Origin of the sequence: Chroococcidiopsis thermalis PCC 7203, assembly GCF_000317125.1 — a bacterium.
In the GTDB taxonomy this organism is placed as follows: domain Bacteria; phylum Cyanobacteriota; class Cyanobacteriia; order Cyanobacteriales; family Chroococcidiopsidaceae; genus Chroococcidiopsis; species Chroococcidiopsis thermalis.
Genome location: NC_019695.1, coordinates 5,878,711 through 5,898,702 on the forward strand (window position 1 = coordinate 5,878,711; position 19,992 = coordinate 5,898,702).

16 protein-coding genes are annotated in these 19,992 nt (G+C 42.3%); 3 read left to right on the top strand and 13 right to left on the bottom strand.

All coding sequences use genetic code 11. The features are described 5' to 3' along the window. Positions 1 to 27: 27 nt before the first annotated feature. The 12 genes from CHRO_RS25650 to CHRO_RS25705 form a co-directional block, all read right to left on the bottom strand. The gene (locus CHRO_RS25650; protein WP_015157145.1) at positions 28 to 1,122 is read right to left on the bottom strand and encodes a glycosyltransferase family 4 protein; all 1,095 of its coding nucleotides are present in this window, start codon (positions 1,120 to 1,122) and stop codon (positions 28 to 30) included. Positions 1,123 to 1,141: 19 nt separating this feature from the next. Next, positions 1,142 to 2,158, bottom strand: a complete 1,017-nt coding sequence (gene rfbB, locus CHRO_RS25655) for a dTDP-glucose 4,6-dehydratase (protein WP_041463530.1) — start codon at positions 2,156 to 2,158, stop codon at positions 1,142 to 1,144. Between the two features lie 191 nt (positions 2,159 to 2,349). Continuing rightward, positions 2,350 to 3,483, bottom strand: a complete 1,134-nt coding sequence (locus CHRO_RS25660; protein WP_015157147.1) for a glycosyltransferase family 4 protein — start codon at positions 3,481 to 3,483, stop codon at positions 2,350 to 2,352. 98 nt (positions 3,484 to 3,581) lie between these two features. Further along, the gene (locus tag CHRO_RS25665; RefSeq protein WP_015157148.1) at positions 3,582 to 4,829 is read right to left on the bottom strand and encodes a hypothetical protein; all 1,248 of its coding nucleotides are present in this window, start codon (positions 4,827 to 4,829) and stop codon (positions 3,582 to 3,584) included. Positions 4,830 to 4,856: 27 nt separating this feature from the next. Continuing rightward, on the bottom strand, positions 4,857 to 6,734 hold the full coding sequence (locus tag CHRO_RS25670) for a GtrA family protein (protein WP_015157149.1): 1,878 nt from the start codon (positions 6,732 to 6,734) through the stop codon (positions 4,857 to 4,859). A gap of 243 nt (positions 6,735 to 6,977) precedes the next feature. Then, positions 6,978 to 7,970: a methyltransferase domain-containing protein gene (locus tag CHRO_RS25675; RefSeq protein WP_015157150.1), complete on the bottom strand. Its 993-nt coding sequence runs from the start codon at positions 7,968 to 7,970 to the stop codon at positions 6,978 to 6,980. A gap of 184 nt (positions 7,971 to 8,154) precedes the next feature. Beyond that, the gene (locus CHRO_RS25680) at positions 8,155 to 9,312 is read right to left on the bottom strand and encodes a methyltransferase domain-containing protein (RefSeq protein WP_015157151.1); all 1,158 of its coding nucleotides are present in this window, start codon (positions 9,310 to 9,312) and stop codon (positions 8,155 to 8,157) included. Next, positions 9,269 to 11,638: a glycosyltransferase family 4 protein gene (locus CHRO_RS25685; protein WP_015157152.1), complete on the bottom strand. Its 2,370-nt coding sequence runs from the start codon at positions 11,636 to 11,638 to the stop codon at positions 9,269 to 9,271. Before CHRO_RS25685 ends, CHRO_RS25680 begins: the two co-directional genes overlap by 44 nt. Next, positions 11,635 to 13,176: a class I SAM-dependent methyltransferase gene (locus CHRO_RS25690; RefSeq protein ID WP_015157153.1), complete on the bottom strand. Its 1,542-nt coding sequence runs from the start codon at positions 13,174 to 13,176 to the stop codon at positions 11,635 to 11,637. The genes CHRO_RS25685 and CHRO_RS25690 overlap by 4 nt, the downstream gene beginning before the upstream one ends. Positions 13,177 to 13,208: 32 nt before the next feature. Continuing rightward, positions 13,209 to 13,754, bottom strand: coding sequence for an acyltransferase (locus CHRO_RS25695; protein ID WP_199755355.1), 546 nt, complete (start codon positions 13,752 to 13,754; stop codon positions 13,209 to 13,211). A 47-nt stretch (positions 13,755 to 13,801) separates the two neighbouring features. Further along, positions 13,802 to 15,181, bottom strand: a complete 1,380-nt coding sequence (locus CHRO_RS25700; RefSeq protein ID WP_015157155.1) for an ABC transporter ATP-binding protein — start codon at positions 15,179 to 15,181, stop codon at positions 13,802 to 13,804. 19 nt (positions 15,182 to 15,200) lie between these two features. Continuing rightward, entirely contained in the window at positions 15,201 to 15,989 is a 789-nt protein-coding gene (locus CHRO_RS25705) for an ABC transporter permease (RefSeq protein ID WP_371934093.1), read from the bottom strand. A gap of 813 nt (positions 15,990 to 16,802) precedes the next feature. On the opposite strand from CHRO_RS25705, the gene petP reads away from it, so the two are divergent. The 3 genes from petP to chlG all read left to right on the top strand — a co-directional run bounded on the left by petP (position 16,803) and on the right by chlG (position 19,286). Then, a complete protein-coding gene (gene petP, locus CHRO_RS25710) occupies positions 16,803 to 16,994 on the top strand; it encodes a cytochrome b6f subunit PetP (RefSeq protein WP_015157157.1) in 192 nt (63 codons plus the stop codon). 80 nt (positions 16,995 to 17,074) lie between these two features. Next, positions 17,075 to 18,169: a Get3/ArsA fold putative tail anchor-mediating ATPase NosAFP gene (locus tag CHRO_RS25715; RefSeq protein ID WP_015157158.1), complete on the top strand. Its 1,095-nt coding sequence runs from the start codon at positions 17,075 to 17,077 to the stop codon at positions 18,167 to 18,169. A 64-nt stretch (positions 18,170 to 18,233) separates the two neighbouring features. After that, entirely contained in the window at positions 18,234 to 19,286 is a 1,053-nt protein-coding gene (gene chlG / locus CHRO_RS25720) for a chlorophyll synthase ChlG (protein ID WP_041462639.1), read from the top strand. A 39-nt stretch (positions 19,287 to 19,325) separates the two neighbouring features. On the opposite strand, the gene CHRO_RS25725 is transcribed toward chlG, so the two are convergent. Beyond that, positions 19,326 to 19,871, bottom strand: a complete 546-nt coding sequence (locus tag CHRO_RS25725) for a DUF4385 domain-containing protein (RefSeq protein WP_015157160.1) — start codon at positions 19,869 to 19,871, stop codon at positions 19,326 to 19,328. Positions 19,872 to 19,992 lie beyond the last annotated feature (121 nt).

The following is a 19,992-nucleotide window of genomic DNA, read 5'->3' on the forward strand; positions in this document are numbered from 1 at the left end:
GAGATACAAAAATCCCCATCTCTCGAACTATAAAAATCTTTTTAACACCTCAACTGTAGCTAGTCCTGTTTTTCCCCAACTAAATTGACTGGCTCTGGTTAAACTTAAATTAGACAGCCGCGATCGCAGTTGACGATCGGTAACTATACTTTCCATAGCAGCAGCAATCTCCTCAATGTTGTAGGGATTCACTAATAAAGCCGCATCGCCTGTTACTTCTGGTAAAGAGGAAAGATTGGATGTAATTACAGGAGTACCGCAAGCCATCGCTTCGAGTACTGGTAAGCCAAATCCTTCCCACAAACTGGGAAAAACTAATGCGATCGCCCGATTGAGTAAAATTGGTAGTTGTTCGTAGGGAATGTAATCTAGAAACTTGACGCGATCGGCAATTCCTAATTCTATACTTTGTGCTTCTAGCTTTGGAGTATAGCGGCGATCGCCCGTTCCAGCTAGTAGTAAATCGCAATTTTGACAACTCGACATTTTTGCAAAAGCTGCAATTAATCGATGTAAGTTTTTGTGCGGGTCGTGACGACCAATATAAATAAAGTAAGGACGAGTTTCATTCTGCTGAGCTAAGTTGAGCCAGCGGAAATGGTTGGCATCATATGCTAGGGGTATGGGAGTAATTTTAGCGGCTGGGATGTGGAAAAAGTTAATAATGTCTGAGGCTGTCGCAGTGGAGTTACAAATAACGTGCTGTGCTTGGCTGAGAACTTGGGGGATGTAATAGCGGTGATAGGGAGTTAAGGGTGAAAGTCTGGGAAAGCGCAAGGGGATGAGATCGTGAACTGTGACGATGTAGTGACAGCGCGTGTAAAGGGGTGCTTCTGGAACGGGAGAGAATAATAATTGCGATCGCAATTGGCGATAAATTTGCGGTAGTTGCAATTGCGTCCAGAATAAACGCCGCAAATGTCCGACTGTCCCTTGTTCTGGGGTTAAGTTAGCAGGAATGGGATAATATGTGTCTTGAGTCTGCGGTGTGGGTAGAAGACGAGCAGCAACAGGTGAAATTAGGAAGGTAGGATCGAGCGATCGCAAGTACGGAATTAAATTCAGAGCGTAAGTTGTAATTCCTGTCGGTTTATTGATGAGAAAAGATAAGTTAATTAGCATTCGCTGACAATACACTTGCTCAGACTTGCTCTACCCAAATCGGATTGCTCAGATACCATTGAATTGTCTTGAACAACCCACTATCAAAGTTCTCTTTTGGTTGCCAGCCTAATTCCCTAGAGATTTTGCTGCAATCTATAGCATACCTTCTGTCGTGTCCGAGACGGTCTTTGACAAAGGTAATTAAAGAAGAGTGACGAAATTTAGGTTTGGGAGCCAAATCGTCAAGAATAGCGCAAATTTTCTCAACGACTGCGATGTTAGTTTGTTCGTTTTTCCCCCCAATATTATAAGTTTCTCCTACGCGACTATGTTGCAAAACTAGATAGAGAGCTTCGCAGTGATCTGTAACATACAACCAATCTCGAATATTTTGCCCATCTCCATATATTGGTAAAGGTTGACCGTGTAAAGCGTTGAGAATTATTAAGGGGATTAGTTTTTCGGGAAACTGACGTGGACCGTAGTTATTCGAGCAATTAGTAATTAGAGTAGGAAAACCATAGGTATGACAGTAAGCTCGAACGAGATGATCTGAGCTGGCTTTTGACGCAGCGTAGGGACTATTTGGCGCGTAAGGGGTATCTTCTCGAAATGGCGGAGCTTTTGGTTCTAAAGAGCCGTAGACTTCATCTGTAGAGACGTGTAAGAAACGGAATTGCTCTTGTTTGTATGCAGATAGTTTATCCCAATAGGCTTTGCTAGCTTCTAACAGTTGGAATGTTCCTACTATATTAGTTTGAATAAAATTTAAAGGAGTTTGAATCGATCGATCGACATGGGTTTCAGCCGCAAAGTTAATAATTGCATCTGGCTGGTATTGGTCTAATAAATGAGATAATAGCTCGCGATCGCCGATATCTCCACGGATAAAATGATAATCGCGATCGTCCTGCAATTGGGCTAAGTTTTGAGGATTGCTAGCATAAGTTAACTTATCTAAATTGACGATCCTCGCCCATTGCTTTTCTCTCGCTTCTAAAATGAAGTTAGAACCAATAAAACCCAAGCCACCAGTTACTAACAATGTTTGCATCTTCTTATAGGAGAGGTTAGCATCCATCATCGTGATGCGATCGCCAAGCCAACAATGATGCAGTTTAAACCAAATTCAATCGATACAGCCATTCTCAATTGGATAAGGTACATAGATCTGTAGGGGCGCACAGCTGTGCGCCCCTACGAATGCATTTAACCTACGTAGGAAACGCTATAACCAGAATATTGCTATACCAACAGACTCCGGTAAGCCTTGAATGTTTCCCGTGCATTGTGCTGCCAGGAGTATTCTTTTGCTCTTGCTTTACCTTTCTGAATTAATTCATGTCGCAATTGAGAGTTATTAATAACTTCCCAAACTGCCTCTGCTAAACTATTTGAATCGTTGGGGTCGATTAATATAGCTGCATCTCCCGCGATTTCTGGTAATGATGAAGTGTTAGAAGCGACTACCGGAGTGCCTAATGTCATTGCTTCTAGTACGGGTAAACCAAATCCCTCATAATAAGAAGGATAAACAAATACATCAGCTCTAGTATAAAATAGTGCTACTAATTCATCAGATAAATAGTCAAGATGGTAAATGTCTTTTTGATAAGGCGATGCCTCAATCGCTGCAAAAATGCTTTGATAATTCCATCCTTTGCGACCAATTAATACAAGATTGTGTTCGATCTTATATTTCTGTTTTAATTCATTAAATGCCACTATAATAGAAATGATATTTTTTCTAGGTTCTATGTTACTGACAAATAATAGATAAGGCTTGGAAAAATCGTAGTTAACTGACTGGCTGAGCTGTTCGATATTTTGAGATGATAAGTAATTAGAACAGTAGCGACTTGCCAATGGTGTAACAAAAACTCGTTCGGCAGCAACATTGAGATATTGAATAATATCTTGCTTAGAACTTTCTGAGATGGTTAAAACTAAGTCCGTCCATCGCAGACAGCGTTTGACTTTCTCTACATAACTTTTAGCGACTGTATTAACATATTGAGGATATTTAAGAAAAGCAACGTCATATATATTCATGACTTTGAAACTGCGATCGCAAGGATAAACCGAATAGTTAGTTCCGTGCAATATGTCTGGATTTCCCCAAGATTTTGCCAAGGATGACCAAATTGATTTGTAAGTAGGAAATAATAACAAATTAGAAACTCTAACTGGAATTGGTAGGAAATGAACTGAAGAATATTTCGTTAACACTTCAGGGACACTCCAATTACCGCGCAGCCAGTCTTTAATTCCAGGTTGATAGACAATACCTAACTCAAAATTTTCCTCTGCTTGCAGGGAGTAAAGCGATTGAATTAAGTTTGCTACCTGCAACCCGACTCCACTAGGTTGAGGAGTCATGGGAGTAGCATCAATGATGATTTTATGAACTGACACTGACAAAACGTGGATCGAAATAATTATTTCATTTTAGTCAGTTGTGTAGTCTATTGGTAAGCTTAGGCAACCCATTGCATATTCGTAAACATACCCACAAATTTCATTTGGAGTAACAATGAAGGAGTTGCCATCAACAATAGTAGGAAAACAATCCATTTTTGATTGAACAACCTGTAAAATTGCGTCCTAGATATAAGGTGAATCGTAGCTAGTACAAGCACTACATGTACGCAGAAAGTGTAGCGAACCATGCTCGTCATGGATAAGCTACTCATACCGCAAGCAGATAGATAAAACATGAGCCAGCCAGCTACATAAAATTCAGCTCTTTGTTTCCAACTTCCCTCTATCAAAAAAGGTGCTGCTTTCCGTTCGAGTAAAAAAACAATGAAAAAACTAATCAAAGCGAACGGTACTGAAATAGCATTAATTACACCAGGTAAATTCAAAATTTTAGGGTCAAGGAAAGCAAAATAACTTTCTGGCTTGAAAATGGCTAAATAGTTAGGTTTGACTCCCCATCCTATCGCTTGCGTTTGCATGTAGAAATTCCAAGCGCCAAACTTGAAATAGCAAAAGGCAAAGAATAAGAGAGAACCCAGAATAGAAACGGCGCTGACTAACAAATATTTGCTACTCTTTTGCCAAAACCGAAATGGTTTTGCTTGTCGATCTTTAGCGCTCAATAGCCAAAAATGAAATAGGGGATAAATGGCTATTGGTAGACCAACAACCCGTGTTGCAGTCATGACAAAGCCGTGCGTAGCAGCAAGAATCCAGGCAACGCGCTTTTTTGATGCAGTCCAGTAGAGAAAACCAAGCAACATCATTAAAAACAGCGATTCTGAGTAACCAGCGACTAAATAAAAAGCGGCTGGATGTACTAAAATTGCGATCGCACCGCAAAGGGATAGTCGATCGGAAATCCGCCAGCGTTGAAACAACAAAAATACATATGTCCAAAACCCCCAACAGGCTATCTGTGCGGCTAGTAGCAAAGCAGTTTGTGTAGATAGATTGAAAACGTTCTTAATCGCCCCAGCGATCGCAGGATAGCCAGGAAAAAATGCCACATTTGACAAATCTGGATTTTGCGGAGTGGGCGGAATCGTACTGCGATAGCCATGTTCGATAATATGCGTATACCAGTCACAATCCCATCGGCAAAGCTTAGAATAGCCCTCTACTAAATTTTGAGAATTTGAAAACAAACACCCGAAGAGAACTTGGATTAACGTAAATCCTAATCCTAAGCAGATAGCTTGGTAGATTCGCGGGTAACGTTTGAACCCAATGATATTTAGCACTGGCAATATCTTTTGATGTACGACAATTTATTCAGGCTTGCGAACAAACTCCTGTTGATTTGACGCAAAAGAATACATCTTGTGTCCCGTAAAGCTAAGTAGAGCTACACAAGCAGCACTGACCAAACGGGCAGCAGTAGCATTCCAACCAGCATCGTCCATTAAAAGTTGTAACAATCCTAAATTTGCCAGCAAGCTGTTGAGGGCAACTGTGGCAAACACGGCATACTGAATTAGCCAGTTCTTCCAATAGATCCCGAAAACAAAGCGACGGCTCAGCCAAAAATTAGTCGTCAATCCCATAAAATAGCTGACACACAAGGCTGAGACAGACCAAACGCCAGATTGAACGAGCAATGAAAAGATCGCGACATCAACGACTGTTGCGGCTCCACCTGTAAAGACGTAGCCACCAAATTCTTTCAAGACTTTGAGTGTCTTTTGTTGGCGAGGTTTTTTCACCGTCTTATGTGTGGTGGTCTTAGCGGTGGCACTAGCTTCTTCTTGGTATTCGCTATCTGAATTAACCGACCAAAGATTGTGCTTGCCGGGACTCAAAACATTTTCTGCGGCTAGAATCCCCATCAATAAGCTATGGTCTTGATTGTTATATTTAAATGCACCGTATCTTCCGACTAATTGAAGATTAGAAAATGGCTGCAAATACGACTGAATATCGCTTAGTGCTTGTTGATAGTTACCTGCATAAATTGGGTAAGTGCGGGGTAAGCGAACGACAAATCCACCAGAAACTTTTTCTTGATGTAAAAGTCCAATTTTGCGCAGTTCTCGTTCTGCTCGCTCTAACAATTCTGCTTCTGGTTGCTGCCACATCGGTTCGTCGTAGTTGCACCAATACTCGCAGCACAATGGTGTTTGATGCTGGTTTGGCAGCATCTCAGGCGACCAATTCGCAAAATTGGTGACTCGTCCTAATTGCACGCTTGGCTCGTTAATGTAAAGCCAGTTATCTGGGAATAAGTTATTGCCTTCAACGATCAAATAGACCAAAATTGTATTGCGAAATTTGAGAGACTTAGCAGCTGCGATCGCCTCTGATGGTGCAGTTGGATTCATTTGCTGCACCAACAAACTAATGGGGACGGAAGAAATTACACCACCGCAGTTGACTGTTGACTCCTCTCCCGTCTGGCGATTTCTTAATGTGATTTGGGTAACTTGAAAGTTATCGTGGTGAACCTGGACGACTTCTGTATTTAACAACACGCTTTGATTGTGCTGGCGCAGGTATTCACCGATTTTTTCATACAATTGTCCCGAACCTAACCGAGGAAATTCAAAGCGATCGATTAGTGTTTTGACTTTGCCATCGTTACCCAATAAAGCACTGCGAGCTGCTTTCAATAAAGATAAGCCTTTAATGCGTTGCGCCGCCCAATCTGCACTAATTTCCGTACAGGGTATGCCCCAAAGTTTTTCCGTGTAAGCCTGAAAAAATATTTCAAATAGCCGCCGACCAAATCTACTTGTCACCCATTGGGCAAAATTGCGGGGATGGCGATTGGGAAATAACTGCGATTGAGCATATGAAACGAGAATCTTGACGCTCTCAATCGGTCCCATCGTCAGTAGAGCTTCTTTCGCTTTAAGCGGATAGCTGAAATACTTTCCCCCATAGTAGATGCGTGTCAAGCGATTGACAGTGACTCGATCTTTTCCTAAGACTTCACTCCAAAGTTTGAGTACGGGAGCGAGTTTGGTGAAAAAGCGATGCGGACCAAAATCTAGAATAAAGCCTTGATATTCGATACTTTTTGCTAATCCGCCTACCCTCGTATCTCTTTCTACTACTACGACTGGCTGACCTTTTTGAGTTAAGGTGTAAGCCGCTGCTAGTCCTGCTGGACCTGCTCCGAGAATATAGATTGGATTAGCTTTACTCATGTCACACCACACTACACTAGACTACATGTCTAAACTTTTATAAAGTTTCAGACAATATACATTCATAGCGATCGCCTTGACAACCGCTATTTATTGTCAATATCTACAAATATGTCGAGTAGCTGAGCGCCAGCGTTAGCAAATCCACCAACTCTCTCTTACACCATTGTTTAGCATCAAGTATGCCTTTCCGTCTTTATAGATGGAACCCATAAAGCATCTCGCGATCGCATCTTTGGTTGTTTAAATATCGCAACTTCGCATACAGCACATATAAAAACAATATGACTTTTCTGGTCGATCGTTCAAAGCCTCACCACTAATAGCCTCCTCACAAAAATGTTTCATATCCAAGTTCTTATCAATAGTTTTAGACAGATCGATCAGACCTTTTGTTTCAACAATCTTAAAATTGTGCCTCTCTAAAATTTGGCACAAGTCACTGTAAAAGTATTCAATTTTATGTTCTGGATGAATATAACCTTTAGGACACTGTATTTGAGTTGCAGAACGATTGGGAGTATCCAGTGCCAGCTTGCCCCCTGGTTTCAACAATTTGTATGCTTGAGCAAACACTTTTTCAGCATCTTCTTGAGTTACGTGTTCTATCGATTGTCCCGACCAAACTAGATCGAAAGAACCTTCCTCAAATGAGGATAGGTCGCTCATGCTTGTATAGACATAATTAATGTCGCAACTTTTGTATTTAATATGTTGTGTTAACTCAGAAGCATTGAGCATCCTTTCATCGGGAGGTAAGTCGGCAATATAAATTTTTTCCGGTAAATATGGATAGCCAAAGCTTAATAAAGCACCTCTAGCGTCACCAGTAGAAGCTCCTCCCAAGTCTAGAATAACTTTTGCTTCTGGAAGCACCGTTCTAATCAGTTTAAATCTAGCGTGATGAAGCTTGGCATTGAGCAGATGCCAATAGTCTTTCTTACTCAATGGACGTAGTTGAAATTCAATAGAATCGACTAACATCCTCACTAGAGCAGTTCGACTCAAGCCCTTATCAAGCGCGTTCAACCAGTTTGCTAACCCCTCCGAGTCAATTTCGCGCTCAAATATGACTTTATATGCCATTCTTAAATAGCTTTCGTCAGAGAGCGTCTCCATTTCAGGCAAGCTTTCATGAGAGCGATTTTGAGCGTTTAATTCGGGTTTAGCCAACTTTTTAACGATTGTTTTTACAGACTTGGGAGCTACTTTGGCAAAAATGTTTTTGGCATTCATCTTGCTAGCTTTAAATTTTAAAATTTCAGATGATTTTTTCAAAAAGTATCGCCTTTTTTATCTACCTTAAGGCAGATATTATACTATTTCTTACTATGAAATGCTGACAATAAAAAACTCTAAAAAAACTCTAATTAGAGTAGCAGTTACGCTACTCATATTCCGACTGAGCTTCTGATTGAAATCATAAAACTTTTGACGATCGCGAACTAATCCGCTCGGCGATCGCTACTGTTTTTTGTTGCTCTCCACGTTTAGAAAAAACAAAGTATGACTTTCTCGCGATCGATGTTTTTTCCATGTAAGCATCATACTTTTTATGTAAAACTTTTTCAACTTCTACTTCTCGTTGAAAACCATGCTGTTCAAATTGTTTTACCCACCAGTGCCAATCAGCCCAAATTAAATGTCCGTTAATCGGATAGCCGTCTTTATCAACGTGAAGCAGGTTAAAAGGCTTTTCTTCAGCAATATCTCGTTCCCACTCTTTAATATAAACAGGAAAAACTGTCCCAAAGATTGGATCGTCACCAAAAGCTGGAATATTACCAAATATATAGCCACCATCAACTAATATTCGATCTATGCGATCGAGATAGTCGTGTAGTTTGTTAGGATTTAGGTGTTCAAATATATCCAAACCAAAAATTAGATCGTATTTTTCCGAAAGCTCTAGTTCTAACAAGTCTCCATGATGGATATTATTTTTGATGTCAGGAAAAGCTTTATCAATTGCCATCGAGCTAATTTCTATTCCTTCGCAATGGATGTTCATCTCATGCAAACATTGCAGAATAGTTCCATTAGCACAGCCTATTTCCAAAGCTCTTTTGGGTTGGAAGGCTGACATAATTTCAGCCATAACTTTCTTATCTTTATTAATTCTAAAACCCCATACACCCGGTTTTTCATAATAACCATGTTTGAGAATCATGGCTTCTAGCCAATCAAAATCATTGAGGTTTTCTACAGAAAAGACCAAAGCATTATTAGGCTGTAAAAGGTCTTCCACTGCGTAATAACGTTCTGGTCTGAGTTCTCGTAAATTTTGAATCCTAATATTATCTTTTAAAACTTTATTAATAAACTCATCCGACTGAACTAAGCTCATGAGTACGTCGGTTCTGCTGTAACCAGTTTGGAGAAGCTTAATGTAATGTTTTAACCCATCTTCATCAGCCTCTCGTCCTAAAAGTTTGCGATAAGCATCTACTAAAAATTCTCGGTCTGATAATGTTTCTGATTCTGAGGTGGAGCGTTTATTTGAAAGCGAATCAGAGATTTCCCCAATTTTTTTGCTAGCTTTGCTTGAGAGATTTAAGAGTTGACTCAGATAGCTCATGACTAAAATTTTCCTCCATCATTAGGACGATTTTATTTAACTTCTCAATAACTGCGGGAGGCGAAAACTTGTTTCGCTGTTGGCGCTGAGCAGTTAACACCTTTTCTCTTAACGGGTTATCTTTAACAAGAATCTTTGCCAGTGCTGCAATTTCAATCAAGTTTTCCTTATTGGTAAACATCAGCCCAGCTTTACCTAATGTCTCAGGAATCGCACTGCTTTTATACGCCAGAATCGGCACGTCAAACCACATCGCCTCAACTAGAGGAACGCAAAATCCTTCATGTTCGCTCATCGACCAAAAGAGGTGAGCAGTACGATAAAAGGCTAAGAGTTGGGCATCGTTGACTTGCCCTGGAATCATCACGTAATTCGTGACGTGCAACCGATGCATCAAGCTCGTGACGTGGTGATAGTATGGATCGTTAATGTCACCGCCACCGATGAGAATCAATCTTGCCTCTCGATCCATTGTCAAGTAATGGGCAAAAGCCTCTAGAAGGTGGTCTTGGCGCTTGTGAGGCGAGACGCGCCCGACAAAGAGAAGATTAGTTTTCCCATCCTGTAACTGTTGCATTAACTGTGGATCTGCTGCCATATCCCATTTTTTTGGGTCTACGGGTATGGGCAGTACACCTGGTGCGGTAAATCCAGATTCCGCCAGTTCAGAGGCGTTATATGTGGAAACTCCAACTGAGAGGGGAAAATGTTGGGCAAGTTGGTTTAATTCAGCCCGACCTTGTTCTAACAGTTGGGCAACGTCGGGGCGATACGACCGGAAAAACTCAGCAGGCGTGATGTTGTGGTAAATCAGACACTTAGAACTAGGATGAGCGATCGCATATTCTGTGACTTCGCAGCCAATCGAGTGATGATAAATCAATCCAGCCTGTTGACCGATACTTTTAGCATGGGGTCTTTTGGCTTCATGGGTGGCGCGTGGGTCTAGATGTTCGGCAAAAATCTCCGACTTGTAACCAAGGGCTTGTAAATAGTTTCTAATCCACCTAGCATGGTTAGAAATGGCATCCCCGTAAGAAAAACCAGCCATCAGTTGATGAATTTCTTTTAGTTGTCTCTGTTGCGGTTGTGGGGAAGTGGCTGGAATAGCTGTCAGTCCTAAAATAGTTTCGTAGCGATCGATGACTCCATCCCAACTCGCATTTTTTCTAGCATAGTTTTGACCGTTTGCACCGTATTCTGCTAGCTGTTCCATTCCAGCGCGATCGATTTGGGCAAACATCTCTGCCCATTCAATTTCTGTTGCTGCTAGCCAACCTCCCCGCGCACTCTTGACAGCACTTGCAGTTGCCAAGCAATCTTGATGTACGACTACGGGTCGTCCGTAAAACCAAGCTTCCATCATGACGCGAGAGTAACTTTCATTTCGACTGGGTTGAAATAAAGCTAAGCAATTTGCCAGCAGTGCTTCTTTCTCGCTTTCTGACACCAAACCAAGGTCAGTCAACCCTGGCGCAGCATCGTGAAATGATGTTTCTCCCGAACCAGCTAAAATCAATTGCAAACTAGAGTCTGGATACTTCTGCTTGAAAATAGCATAAGCTCTGACTAAGAAATCTGTATTTTTTGTTGCATCTCGGCGACCGAGATAGAGAATATAGCGATCTTTTTTGAGTGCTAAATTGCCAATATGACTTAGAGTTGGATCGTCATGCTGTCCGACTTCTATTCCCTCCCCAACGACATAACTTTTAGGAATAATCCCAGCACCGTATAGCTTTTTAGCAAGTTGCTCTTCACCTTCGCTATTAAATAATAACCCGCGTGCTAGGTGAAACATCTGCTCGACTTGCGGCAAATAAGCATATGCTTCGTCATGCAAACAGGGTTGTAAAAAAGCGCGATCGGCAACAAGTGACAGTCCATTTAAAATTGGACCGTATAGATAGGGTATGAATAAAAATGCTTGATATTGATGGTGATGAGTTTTGAGAAAGTGTAGTAGTTGAGGAGAACTGATACTCTCCGTGCAAAATATTGTGGCATCATCTAAGCTGACTGGACTGACTCCTGGCTTGAACTGCGCAGGCGGTACTCTCAGCATGAGATGATTGACTTGATTGAAAGCATCGTGGTCGGTGCGGACGACCTTGAACCGACGAATTGCAATCCCTTCCTCTTGACTCAATCCAGGCTTATGATGATTCTCTGCCCAGTTGCGATCGAAGGCTTGGCAGCAAGTCGTGATAATTTCAACTTTGTGTCCTCGTCGCACTAAACGAGAGGCGATCTGCCAAGCCTGTTGTTCTGCGCCGCCTTTTAAAGCTTTACCAAACCAAGGGATTACAATCGCCAGTGGCTTCATACTTTATATCCAATAAGGGCATAATCACGGGGACCAAAAAACCAGTTATGCAGGATTCGCATTTCTGGCTCGTCGCGATCGAAAGGACTAGATTCTACTGGGTTTAAGTGTAGGAGTTGGACGTTATGCAAGCCTTGATAGGTAAACAAGAATTGCATACTTTCTGGGTAAAGGGGTCTTTGGTGAGTCGGATCGGAATAAAAGTCACAAGCACCTACGAGTAAATTTTGCGGATTTGGCGTTTCAAAAATAGCGATTCCATTTGGTTGTAAAACTCGCAAGACTTCTGTAATTAAATTGAGCAACTGCGCAAAAGACAAGTGTTCGATAATATGAAAACCAGTCACGGCTCCCAAGCTATTTTCTGGTAGCGATCGCAGGTAAGTAATGACATCGGACTCGATCGCCTCCAGTCCCCTAGATTGACATTGTTCGATCGTGACTCGGTTAATATCGAGTCCTTTTGCCGTATATCCATTGTCACGGAGAAGTTCTAGCCATTCACCCCGTCCGCAGCCTACATCTAGAATTGGTGCGTCTGGCGTGCCTACGTTGGCTGCGGCAATCTTCGGCAAGTAAACTTTGAGTTTATTCGTAATGTCTTCCCGCGAGCCGCGAAATTGTTCTTCAAAAGCAGCATAAAAGGCATCTAACGAGTGCTGGTTTTCATCGAAAAAGTTGGTTAAATGCTCTTGACTAAAAGCTCCTGGTAGGCGTTGCCGTGCTTCTTCGAGAAACAGAGTAATCAATCGCTTCTGCTGTGCTAAATCATTTTTGAGATAGCTATCGTTTCGGTTGTGACGGTCTTCGATCGCCAGCAAGTGAGCGTCCATGCTACTAATACGAATACCAATACCATTCAATCCTTCTTCAGTCAACTTGAGGCGATCGCTGAATTGCTCTAAGTTGAATTCACTCGCATGGATGCGAGCGCTATTTTGACTGACGCGCTCCTCGCTGGCGTTTAAGCGTTCTCGGTTTTGCTTGACTTGCTCTTGAGTGGCATGAATCTGAGTTACTTGCTCTTGGGTGACGCTATTGAGCCGCTCTCTAATCCGAGCCAGCTGCGATTCACTCGAACCGAGGCGATCGCCTAATTGAGCTATCCGTGCTTCTGTAGAACTGAGGCGATCGCTCATGCTGCTCATTTGGGTTTTTAACTCAGCTACTTGTTCGCTCAGCCGTTGCTCGATTGCCGCGACTTCTCTTAATCCTTGACTGAGAGAAAAATTAACGACTCGCTGCTCTTTCTGAATAAAGTTGTAAATTTTGAGGCTGTACTTTTTTAACCAACCTACATTAAAGGGAAAGCGATCGAACTTTTTGGGCCAATGAGTGCGGACTTGAGCTTTGAATTCCGCATTACTCGCTAATGCTTCTATGTGGCTGATATTGACAACTTCTTTAGCGATCGCCCCGTTGACATGGCGATCGTGCTGTAATACCGTCAGCAAATCTGGCTGTCGTCGAGAAACTTCCTCTGTAATTTTTTGTTTTAATTCCTCAATATTTATTTCTGGATTATTCGCTTCAATCATTGCGGACTAACTCTGAGATTAACCTACTATTTCTAGCTTAATTTTTTTGGATCTAACAACTCATCCGTAGGTGCGATTGTTTTGACTATTTTTGCCGGAACTCCCGCCACAATTTGATAGCTGGGAACATCGCCTTTGACAACTGCACCTGCTGCAACTACAGAATGCTTGCCAATCTTGCAAGGACCAATGACTGTAACGTTGCTAGCTATCCACACTCCCTCCTCAATCGCAATATCATTTCCTTCAATCGGAAAATCATACATTCTGGCTTTACCAAACTTGTTGTAATCGTGGGTTCCAGTAATCAAGCTCACGTTATGACCGAAAAAAACATCTTCTCCTATGCATATAGTGCCAGAAGATAAGTTAAATAGAGCATTATTGACCACACACGATGCCGATAGTTTAAGTCTTTGGGGATCGCCATAAACTAAATAATGATTCAATTGCACTTGCTCGATGCATTTCTCTAAATCGGCTTGAGCTAGTTTTTGATTTAAATAACTATCAATTTGTTCTTGCCAATCGCCTTGAGCTAGCTTTTGACTTAAATAATTATCTATCCACGCTTTCATCCAATTTTCTAATCTAGATTTTAAAAATTTACGATTTAAAAAATAATTTAAAAATTTATCGATTGTCCCGTACATGCGAGTTCCTCACATAGTCTGATCTGCCTACCTGCGACTTGGAATACACCATCGACGAAATCATTGACTGCTGCTTGGATAGTAGTTGCATTTTGAATCCAATCGAGCATCTCTAAATTTTCGTGAGGACCATCGCCAAAGGCAATATCAAAGGCATAGCTACCTCCGGCGAGGTGGGGCCAAATAAACTCGAATTCGACTGTAGCTCTACCAATTTCCGATTTTGATAACCAGTAATCGGCAAATTCTTTATCTAAAAGTTCGGTACTCCAACCTGAAAGTACGGTTCGCAATCGATCTAATAAAGCAATACCAACGTTAGGTTTTCTGACGATATCGTGTCTAAATGTGGTAATTCTGACTTTAACAATGTCGCCGGGATAAACTAATTGAATCGGGCGATCGTTTGCTCCTAACAAACAAACATCTTCTATTTCTGCTCGTCCCGTACCAAATCTTTCATAATTAGCAAACGATAAAAACTTTTTATTAGTAAAAGGATTAATTTCTTTAATTGTTATTTTCTTGATGTCGATATTTTCATCATTCTGATTGTTAATAGCTATACTATGGGGAACATCTGGGCGATCGTGGAGGTGTGAAGCAGTCCGCTTGTTCACTTCTTCGTGTACCCAAGCTTGATAATGCTTGCAAACTTCCGCTGGCTTGCCACTATCGACAACGATTCCTTGATTCATCCAAAGTGCTTTTGAGCAAAGGCGCGAGACTGCCCCCACATCGTGAGATACATATAAAATTGTCCCACCATTATCTTGAAATTCCCGAATTTTTGCCATACACCGATGTACGAACACGCCATCTCCTACAGCTAGTGCTTCATCCACAATTAAAATTTCGGGATTGACATTAATCGCGACAGCAAAAGCTAAGCGGACAAACATACCACTAGAATAGGTTTTGACGGGTTGTTCCATAAACTCGCCAATCTCTGCAAAAGAGACAATCTCATCAAACTTAGCTTCTATTTCTGTTCTACTTAAACCTAGAATCTGTCCGTTGAAAAAGACATTTTGCCGTCCGGTAAACTCTGGATTAAACCCACTCCCTAACTCAAGTAAAGCTGAAACTCGACCGCTAACATAAACTTCACCTGTTGTAGGTGTTAGCGTTCCAGCAATAACTTGCAATAACGTACTTTTACCAGAGCCATTTTGACCGATAATTCCTACAGTTTCTCCTTTTGTTACCTCTAGGCTGATATCTTTTAACGCCCAGAATTCTTGGGCGCGGCTCTTGCCAGGTAATAAAATCTCTTTGAGTCGATCTATCGGGCGGTTGTAACACCTGTAGCACTTCGAGACCTGTTTTACGGAAATTGCAATCTCACTCATCACACGCTGCTAGGCAAAACTAGAGGACATCGGCAAAAGCTGGACGTAACTTCTTGTATACCCAAAAGCCACCTGCGAACACAACTATAGAAACTATGCCAGCAATTGCCCACTCTCCCCAATGCTTCACTTCTCCCACTAACACCAAGCCTCGATAAGTTTCCGCGATCGTTGCCATTGGATTTAACCAGAATACCCAGTCTCTAATTTGAGGTGGAATGAGAGATTCGGGATAAACAATTGGCGCTAAATATAACCAGATATTTAGAATAACTGCTAGAGTTTGAGGAATATCTCGCAAAAATACTGTGAGTCCTGCGGCAATATACGCTAGTCCTGATGTAAATAGTATTTGAGTCAGCCAAAGCAGAGGTAGCAGCAATAGCGTGATGTGGATCGTTTTTGTGGTGACTGCTACTAAAAAAATCAATGCCATTAAACCAAACGTACTTTCTACAAATGCAGATAGCACTGGTACTAAAGGCAGGAGAGACAAAGGAAAAACAACTTTCTTAACTAGGTTAGTATTGTTGACAACTGAGTTTGAAGATTGTAACAGTCCGTTGGTAAAAGCTATCCAAGGCAACAATCCAGCAAACAACCACAAACCAAATGTCAAACTATTATTTTCTGGTAGCCCTTTTAAGTTAAGCCTGACCTTCATCACAATTGAAAATACATAAGTGTAAATTAGTAATTGTGAAAGTTGGTTTAACAAGGGCCAGATATTCCCTAGAATCGATCCTTTATACCGCGCATCTAAGTCACGCTGTACTAGAGTCCTAAGTAGATAGAATTTTGTCCATATTTGAGGCTTAACTAGCAGCGATCGCTTCAGATCTTTAACTAAATTTTGAACTAGATAAATAACTTCTTTTACCGAACGCCGATGGATGTTCCCTTGCAGCAAGCCTGTAGCAATTGGTAGGAGTCCCATAACGATGAGCGCAATCCTAATCTGGCGTAATAGAGGAGCATTAATTAGGTTAAAGTAACCTAACATGCCGATCGCGAGAGCGATTGCGATCGCAACTTTGCCGCTTGCCAGCAAAACATGGCTTTTTTTCCTGCTAGCAATTGGCGGGAGCAGGAGCAAATAACCTCCTCTGTAGGCTAAAGTCGCCTCTAGTAAGATAGCTATTCCTAGAATCAAACCGAGCAGTGGAGTTAGCATTAAGCCCAAGCTATAGGAGTTTTGACAACACTAGAATAAAAAATTTGCTTGACAGCAACATCAGCCTTTAAATTGCGTTAGCTACGCTCAAAGCAAAAGTTGCCTTCGCCGAGATCGTTTTGATGACTAACGAATAAGACCAAATGAAGCATGAATTAGTTTCCCACAAAAAGTTACAAGATACTCTTTCACACCGTCGTTTCAAAGTCAAGTCAGTTGTCAGGGAGCGCACGAGCAGTGAAGAAAGGGTGTGGGGAGAATTCGGAATTCGGAATTCGGAATTCGGAATTAATGCGGGAATTTTGAATTGCTCCTCAGCTTCCTCAGCTCCCTCAGCTCCCTTGTCCCCCTTGTCCCCCTTGTCCCTGACTCCCGACTTCCCATGTCCCAGAAAGCGCCCAATTCAGCTACACTGATTCATGGTTCGTGACGAATTGCAGTACTGGAATGGAAATCGGACAGAAAGTTAAAGTATATCGCCTGAGAGATAGAGTATCTCCCCCCGTTGTCAAGCGACTCGGACAAGTCGGTACTGTCAAGGGTTTTAGAATGACTGACGGTAGCGGCGTTGGTGTTGTAGTGCAGTTTGATGACAACTATAGCACCTGGTTTTTTGAAGACGAAATTAAACCTACGTGACTGGGAAGATGTCTGGAAGGGTTTTCGTGAGGGAAACTTGACCAGACATAACTTATTTGCACTCATCAGGAAAGCAAACAATGCCCCTCATTTTGACATTTTTGGGCAAGGGTGGGACTGGACGCACGACAATCGCGATCGCAGCTGCCAAGCGTCTAGCAAGTCAAGGACAGCGCGTTTTATTGGCAACGGATGACAATCAACCAGGATTAGGGTTGTTATTAGATACATCCCTAGCAGCTGAACCCCAAGAAGTAGCAACAAACCTGCAAGTCGTCCAGTTAAAAACTTCGACTTTGTTGGAACGCAACTGGGATGAGGTGAAAAAACTAGAGGCGCAGTATCTCCGCACGCCCATAATTAAGGATGTCTACGGACAAGAATTGGTCGTGTTGCCAGGAATGGATAAAGCATTGGTACTCAACGCTCTGCGAGAGTATGATGCTAGCGGCAAGTATGACGCGATCGTGTTTGACGGTAGCGGTGACTCGTCGATGCTGCGGGTGTTGGGAATGCCAGAAAGTCTCAGCTGGTATGCCCGTCGCTTTGGTAAGTTGATAACAGATTCCGACTTGGGGAGAACGGTATCGCCGTTTCTCCAGCCCCTCCTAGCCAGTATCTTTAATGTCAGTTGGACTGGTGACACCTTTTCCCAACCGACGAGTAAAGTTACGAACATCTTAGAGCAGGGAAAAGCTGCCCTTGCCGACCCCAAACGCCTTGCAGCTTATTTAGTCGTGAATGACAATCCGGCAAGTATGGCAACAGCACGTTATTTGTGGGGGAGTTCTCAGCTAATCGGCTTAACCATAGCAGGTGCGATCGCCAATCAAACAACTGCGACAGAAGCCCTCAAATCTGAGTTTTCGCCTTTGCCAGTCAGTAGCGTTCCGACTGCGACTCCTGGCGACTGGCAATCCCTCATGGATGCTCTACCAGATTTTACCCAACCTGCACTAGCTCCCAAACCCCTAGAAATTGACGTAGCAGCACGTCAAGTTCGCGTCTTTTTACCAGGATTTGATAAGAAGCAAGTCAAGCTGACTCAATCGGGCGGTGAAATTACTATAGAAGCAGGCGATCATCGTCGCAATATTATCCTTCCCCCAGGTTTGAGCGGCAAAACTGTAACTGGTGCAAAATTCCAGCAGGGCTATTTGATCGTATCTTTGTAATTATGAGTAATAAGGACGCACAGCCGTGCGCCCTTATTACCACGACTCCCTACTCCCTATTTTTATGTCAGATCCAACTCCCTCTTCTGCGTTTCCAAATAGTAATTCAGAGCAGGCTGCTGAGCAAATTGGGTCTGCTACCAATCCTGTTGCTAGTTTACAAAGCGATCGCAGCGGTAGAACTAGGCAGCTACTAGGCATGAAAGGTGCAAGTCCCGGCGAAAGTTCAATTTGGAAAATTCGCCTGCAATTGATGAAGCCGATTACCTGGATTCCCTTGATGTGGGGCGTCATTTGTGGGGCGGCTTCTTCGGGACAGTATACTTGGACGTTGGAACATGTCTTAATTGCCGCTGCTGCTATGTTGCTGGCGGGACCGCTGTTGACGGGTTATACCCAAACCCTAAATGATTTCTACGATCGCGAAATCGACGCAATCAACGAACCCTATCGTCCGATTCCCTCTGGGGCAATTTCCGTTCCCCAAGTCGTAACCCAAATTCTCGTGCTGCTGGTGGCTGGTTTGGGAGTTGCTTTTGCTTTAGATCTATGGGCAGGACATCAGTTTCTCACAATTACAACCCTGGCAATCGGTGGTTCTTTCCTAGCGTATATCTATTCAGCTCCACCGCTAAAACTGAAGCAGAATGGTTGGTTAGGTAATTATGCTTTGGGAGCTAGCTATATTGCCTTACCTTGGTGGACTGGTCATGCTTTATTTGGCGATCTCAACTGGACGATCGCAATTTTGACGCTGATCTACAGCATGGCAGGCTTGGGAATTGCTGTGGTAAATGATTTTAAGAGTGTAGAAGGCGATCGCCAATTAGGGTTAAAGTCTCTACCAGTGATGTTTGGTATTTCTACAGCGGCTTGGATTTGCGTCTTGGCGATCGACATTTTTCAGATGGGAATTGCCGCATACTTAGTCAGTATTGGTGAAAACTTGTACGCGACCATTCTCATCTTTTTAGTCATTCCGCAGATCGTATTTCAGGACATGTATTTCTTGCGAGATCCGCTGAAAAATGATGTCAAATATCAGGCAAGCGCTCAACCATTTTTGGTATTAGGAATGCTCTTGACTGGCTTAGCATTGGGTCATGCTGGTATTTAAGCTAGGTAGGGTGGGCAATGCCCACCTTACAAAAATCACCTAACCTTCATACATCTGTTTGTGCTTTGCCATTAGCTGCAAATACTTCTCATCTGTCTTAGCTTGCACCCATTTTTCCTTAAAAATTGCCGCAGACTCAGCTTTAATCGCATCGACTTCATAAGGCAAAATATCCTTTCTTGCCTGAAGCTGTGCATCTGGAGAAGTAACTTTTTGAGGAGTGCTTTTATATTTTCTCCCACTTTTATGATTTGCATAACGACGCGATCGCGTGTAGCCCATCTGTAAAAACTTTCGCGCCATATCCGCACCAACAAAATCACCTGCTGCTAAATAATTTAGAAATAATTCATATATTTTTTGGCTGGATTCTTTAGCAATATCGGGAGTCTTAAATCGCCAGTACGGTAAGATTTCTGATTTATATGGTTCAACTAAAAGAACTCCTTGTTCGCCTTTACCCACTCGATATAACTCTGGATGCTGGCGAAAATCAATGGTTTTAAAATCAAGAGAATAATCGAAAGCAGTCATATTTCGATTTTTATAAATGACTTCATGTAAGTTATAGCTGCCATGTGTCATTTGTCATGAGTCATTAGTAAGGCATGGCGTTGCTTTTAGCTAAAGATGGGCATAGCTTAACACCTCGATTGCGTGCGTGACATTTGTAGGGGCGCTTTCTCCGTGCGCCCCTACAGATCGT

Excerpts from the sequence above, each read along its gene's own strand:
- CHRO_RS25650 (WP_015157145.1), bottom strand. The coding sequence starts at position 1,122 with ATGCTAATTAACTTATCTTTTCTCATCAATAAACCGACAGGAATTACA.
- rfbB (WP_041463530.1), bottom strand. The coding sequence starts at position 2,158 with ATGCAAACATTGTTAGTAACTGGTGGCTTGGGTTTTATTGGTTCTAAC.
- CHRO_RS25660 (WP_015157147.1), bottom strand. The coding sequence starts at position 3,483 with ATGACTCCTCAACCTAGTGGAGTCGGGTTGCAGGTAGCAAACTTAATT.
- CHRO_RS25670 (WP_015157149.1), bottom strand. The coding sequence starts at position 6,734 with ATGAGTAAAGCTAATCCAATCTATATTCTCGGAGCAGGTCCAGCAGGA.
- CHRO_RS25675 (WP_015157150.1), bottom strand. The coding sequence starts at position 7,970 with ATGAATGCCAAAAACATTTTTGCCAAAGTAGCTCCCAAGTCTGTAAAA.
- CHRO_RS25680 (WP_015157151.1), bottom strand. The coding sequence starts at position 9,312 with ATGAGCTATCTGAGTCAACTCTTAAATCTCTCAAGCAAAGCTAGCAAA.
- CHRO_RS25685 (WP_015157152.1), bottom strand. The coding sequence starts at position 11,638 with ATGAAGCCACTGGCGATTGTAATCCCTTGGTTTGGTAAAGCTTTAAAA.
- CHRO_RS25690 (WP_015157153.1), bottom strand. The coding sequence starts at position 13,176 with ATGATTGAAGCGAATAATCCAGAAATAAATATTGAGGAATTAAAACAA.
- CHRO_RS25695 (WP_199755355.1), bottom strand. The coding sequence starts at position 13,754 with ATGAAAGCGTGGATAGATAATTATTTAAGTCAAAAGCTAGCTCAAGGC.
- CHRO_RS25700 (WP_015157155.1), bottom strand. The coding sequence starts at position 15,181 with ATGAGTGAGATTGCAATTTCCGTAAAACAGGTCTCGAAGTGCTACAGG.
- petP (WP_015157157.1), top strand. The coding sequence starts at position 16,803 with ATGGAAATCGGACAGAAAGTTAAAGTATATCGCCTGAGAGATAGAGTA.
- CHRO_RS25715 (WP_015157158.1), top strand. The coding sequence starts at position 17,075 with ATGCCCCTCATTTTGACATTTTTGGGCAAGGGTGGGACTGGACGCACG.
- chlG (WP_041462639.1), top strand. The coding sequence starts at position 18,234 with ATGTCAGATCCAACTCCCTCTTCTGCGTTTCCAAATAGTAATTCAGAG.
- CHRO_RS25725 (WP_015157160.1), bottom strand. The coding sequence starts at position 19,871 with ATGACACATGGCAGCTATAACTTACATGAAGTCATTTATAAAAATCGA.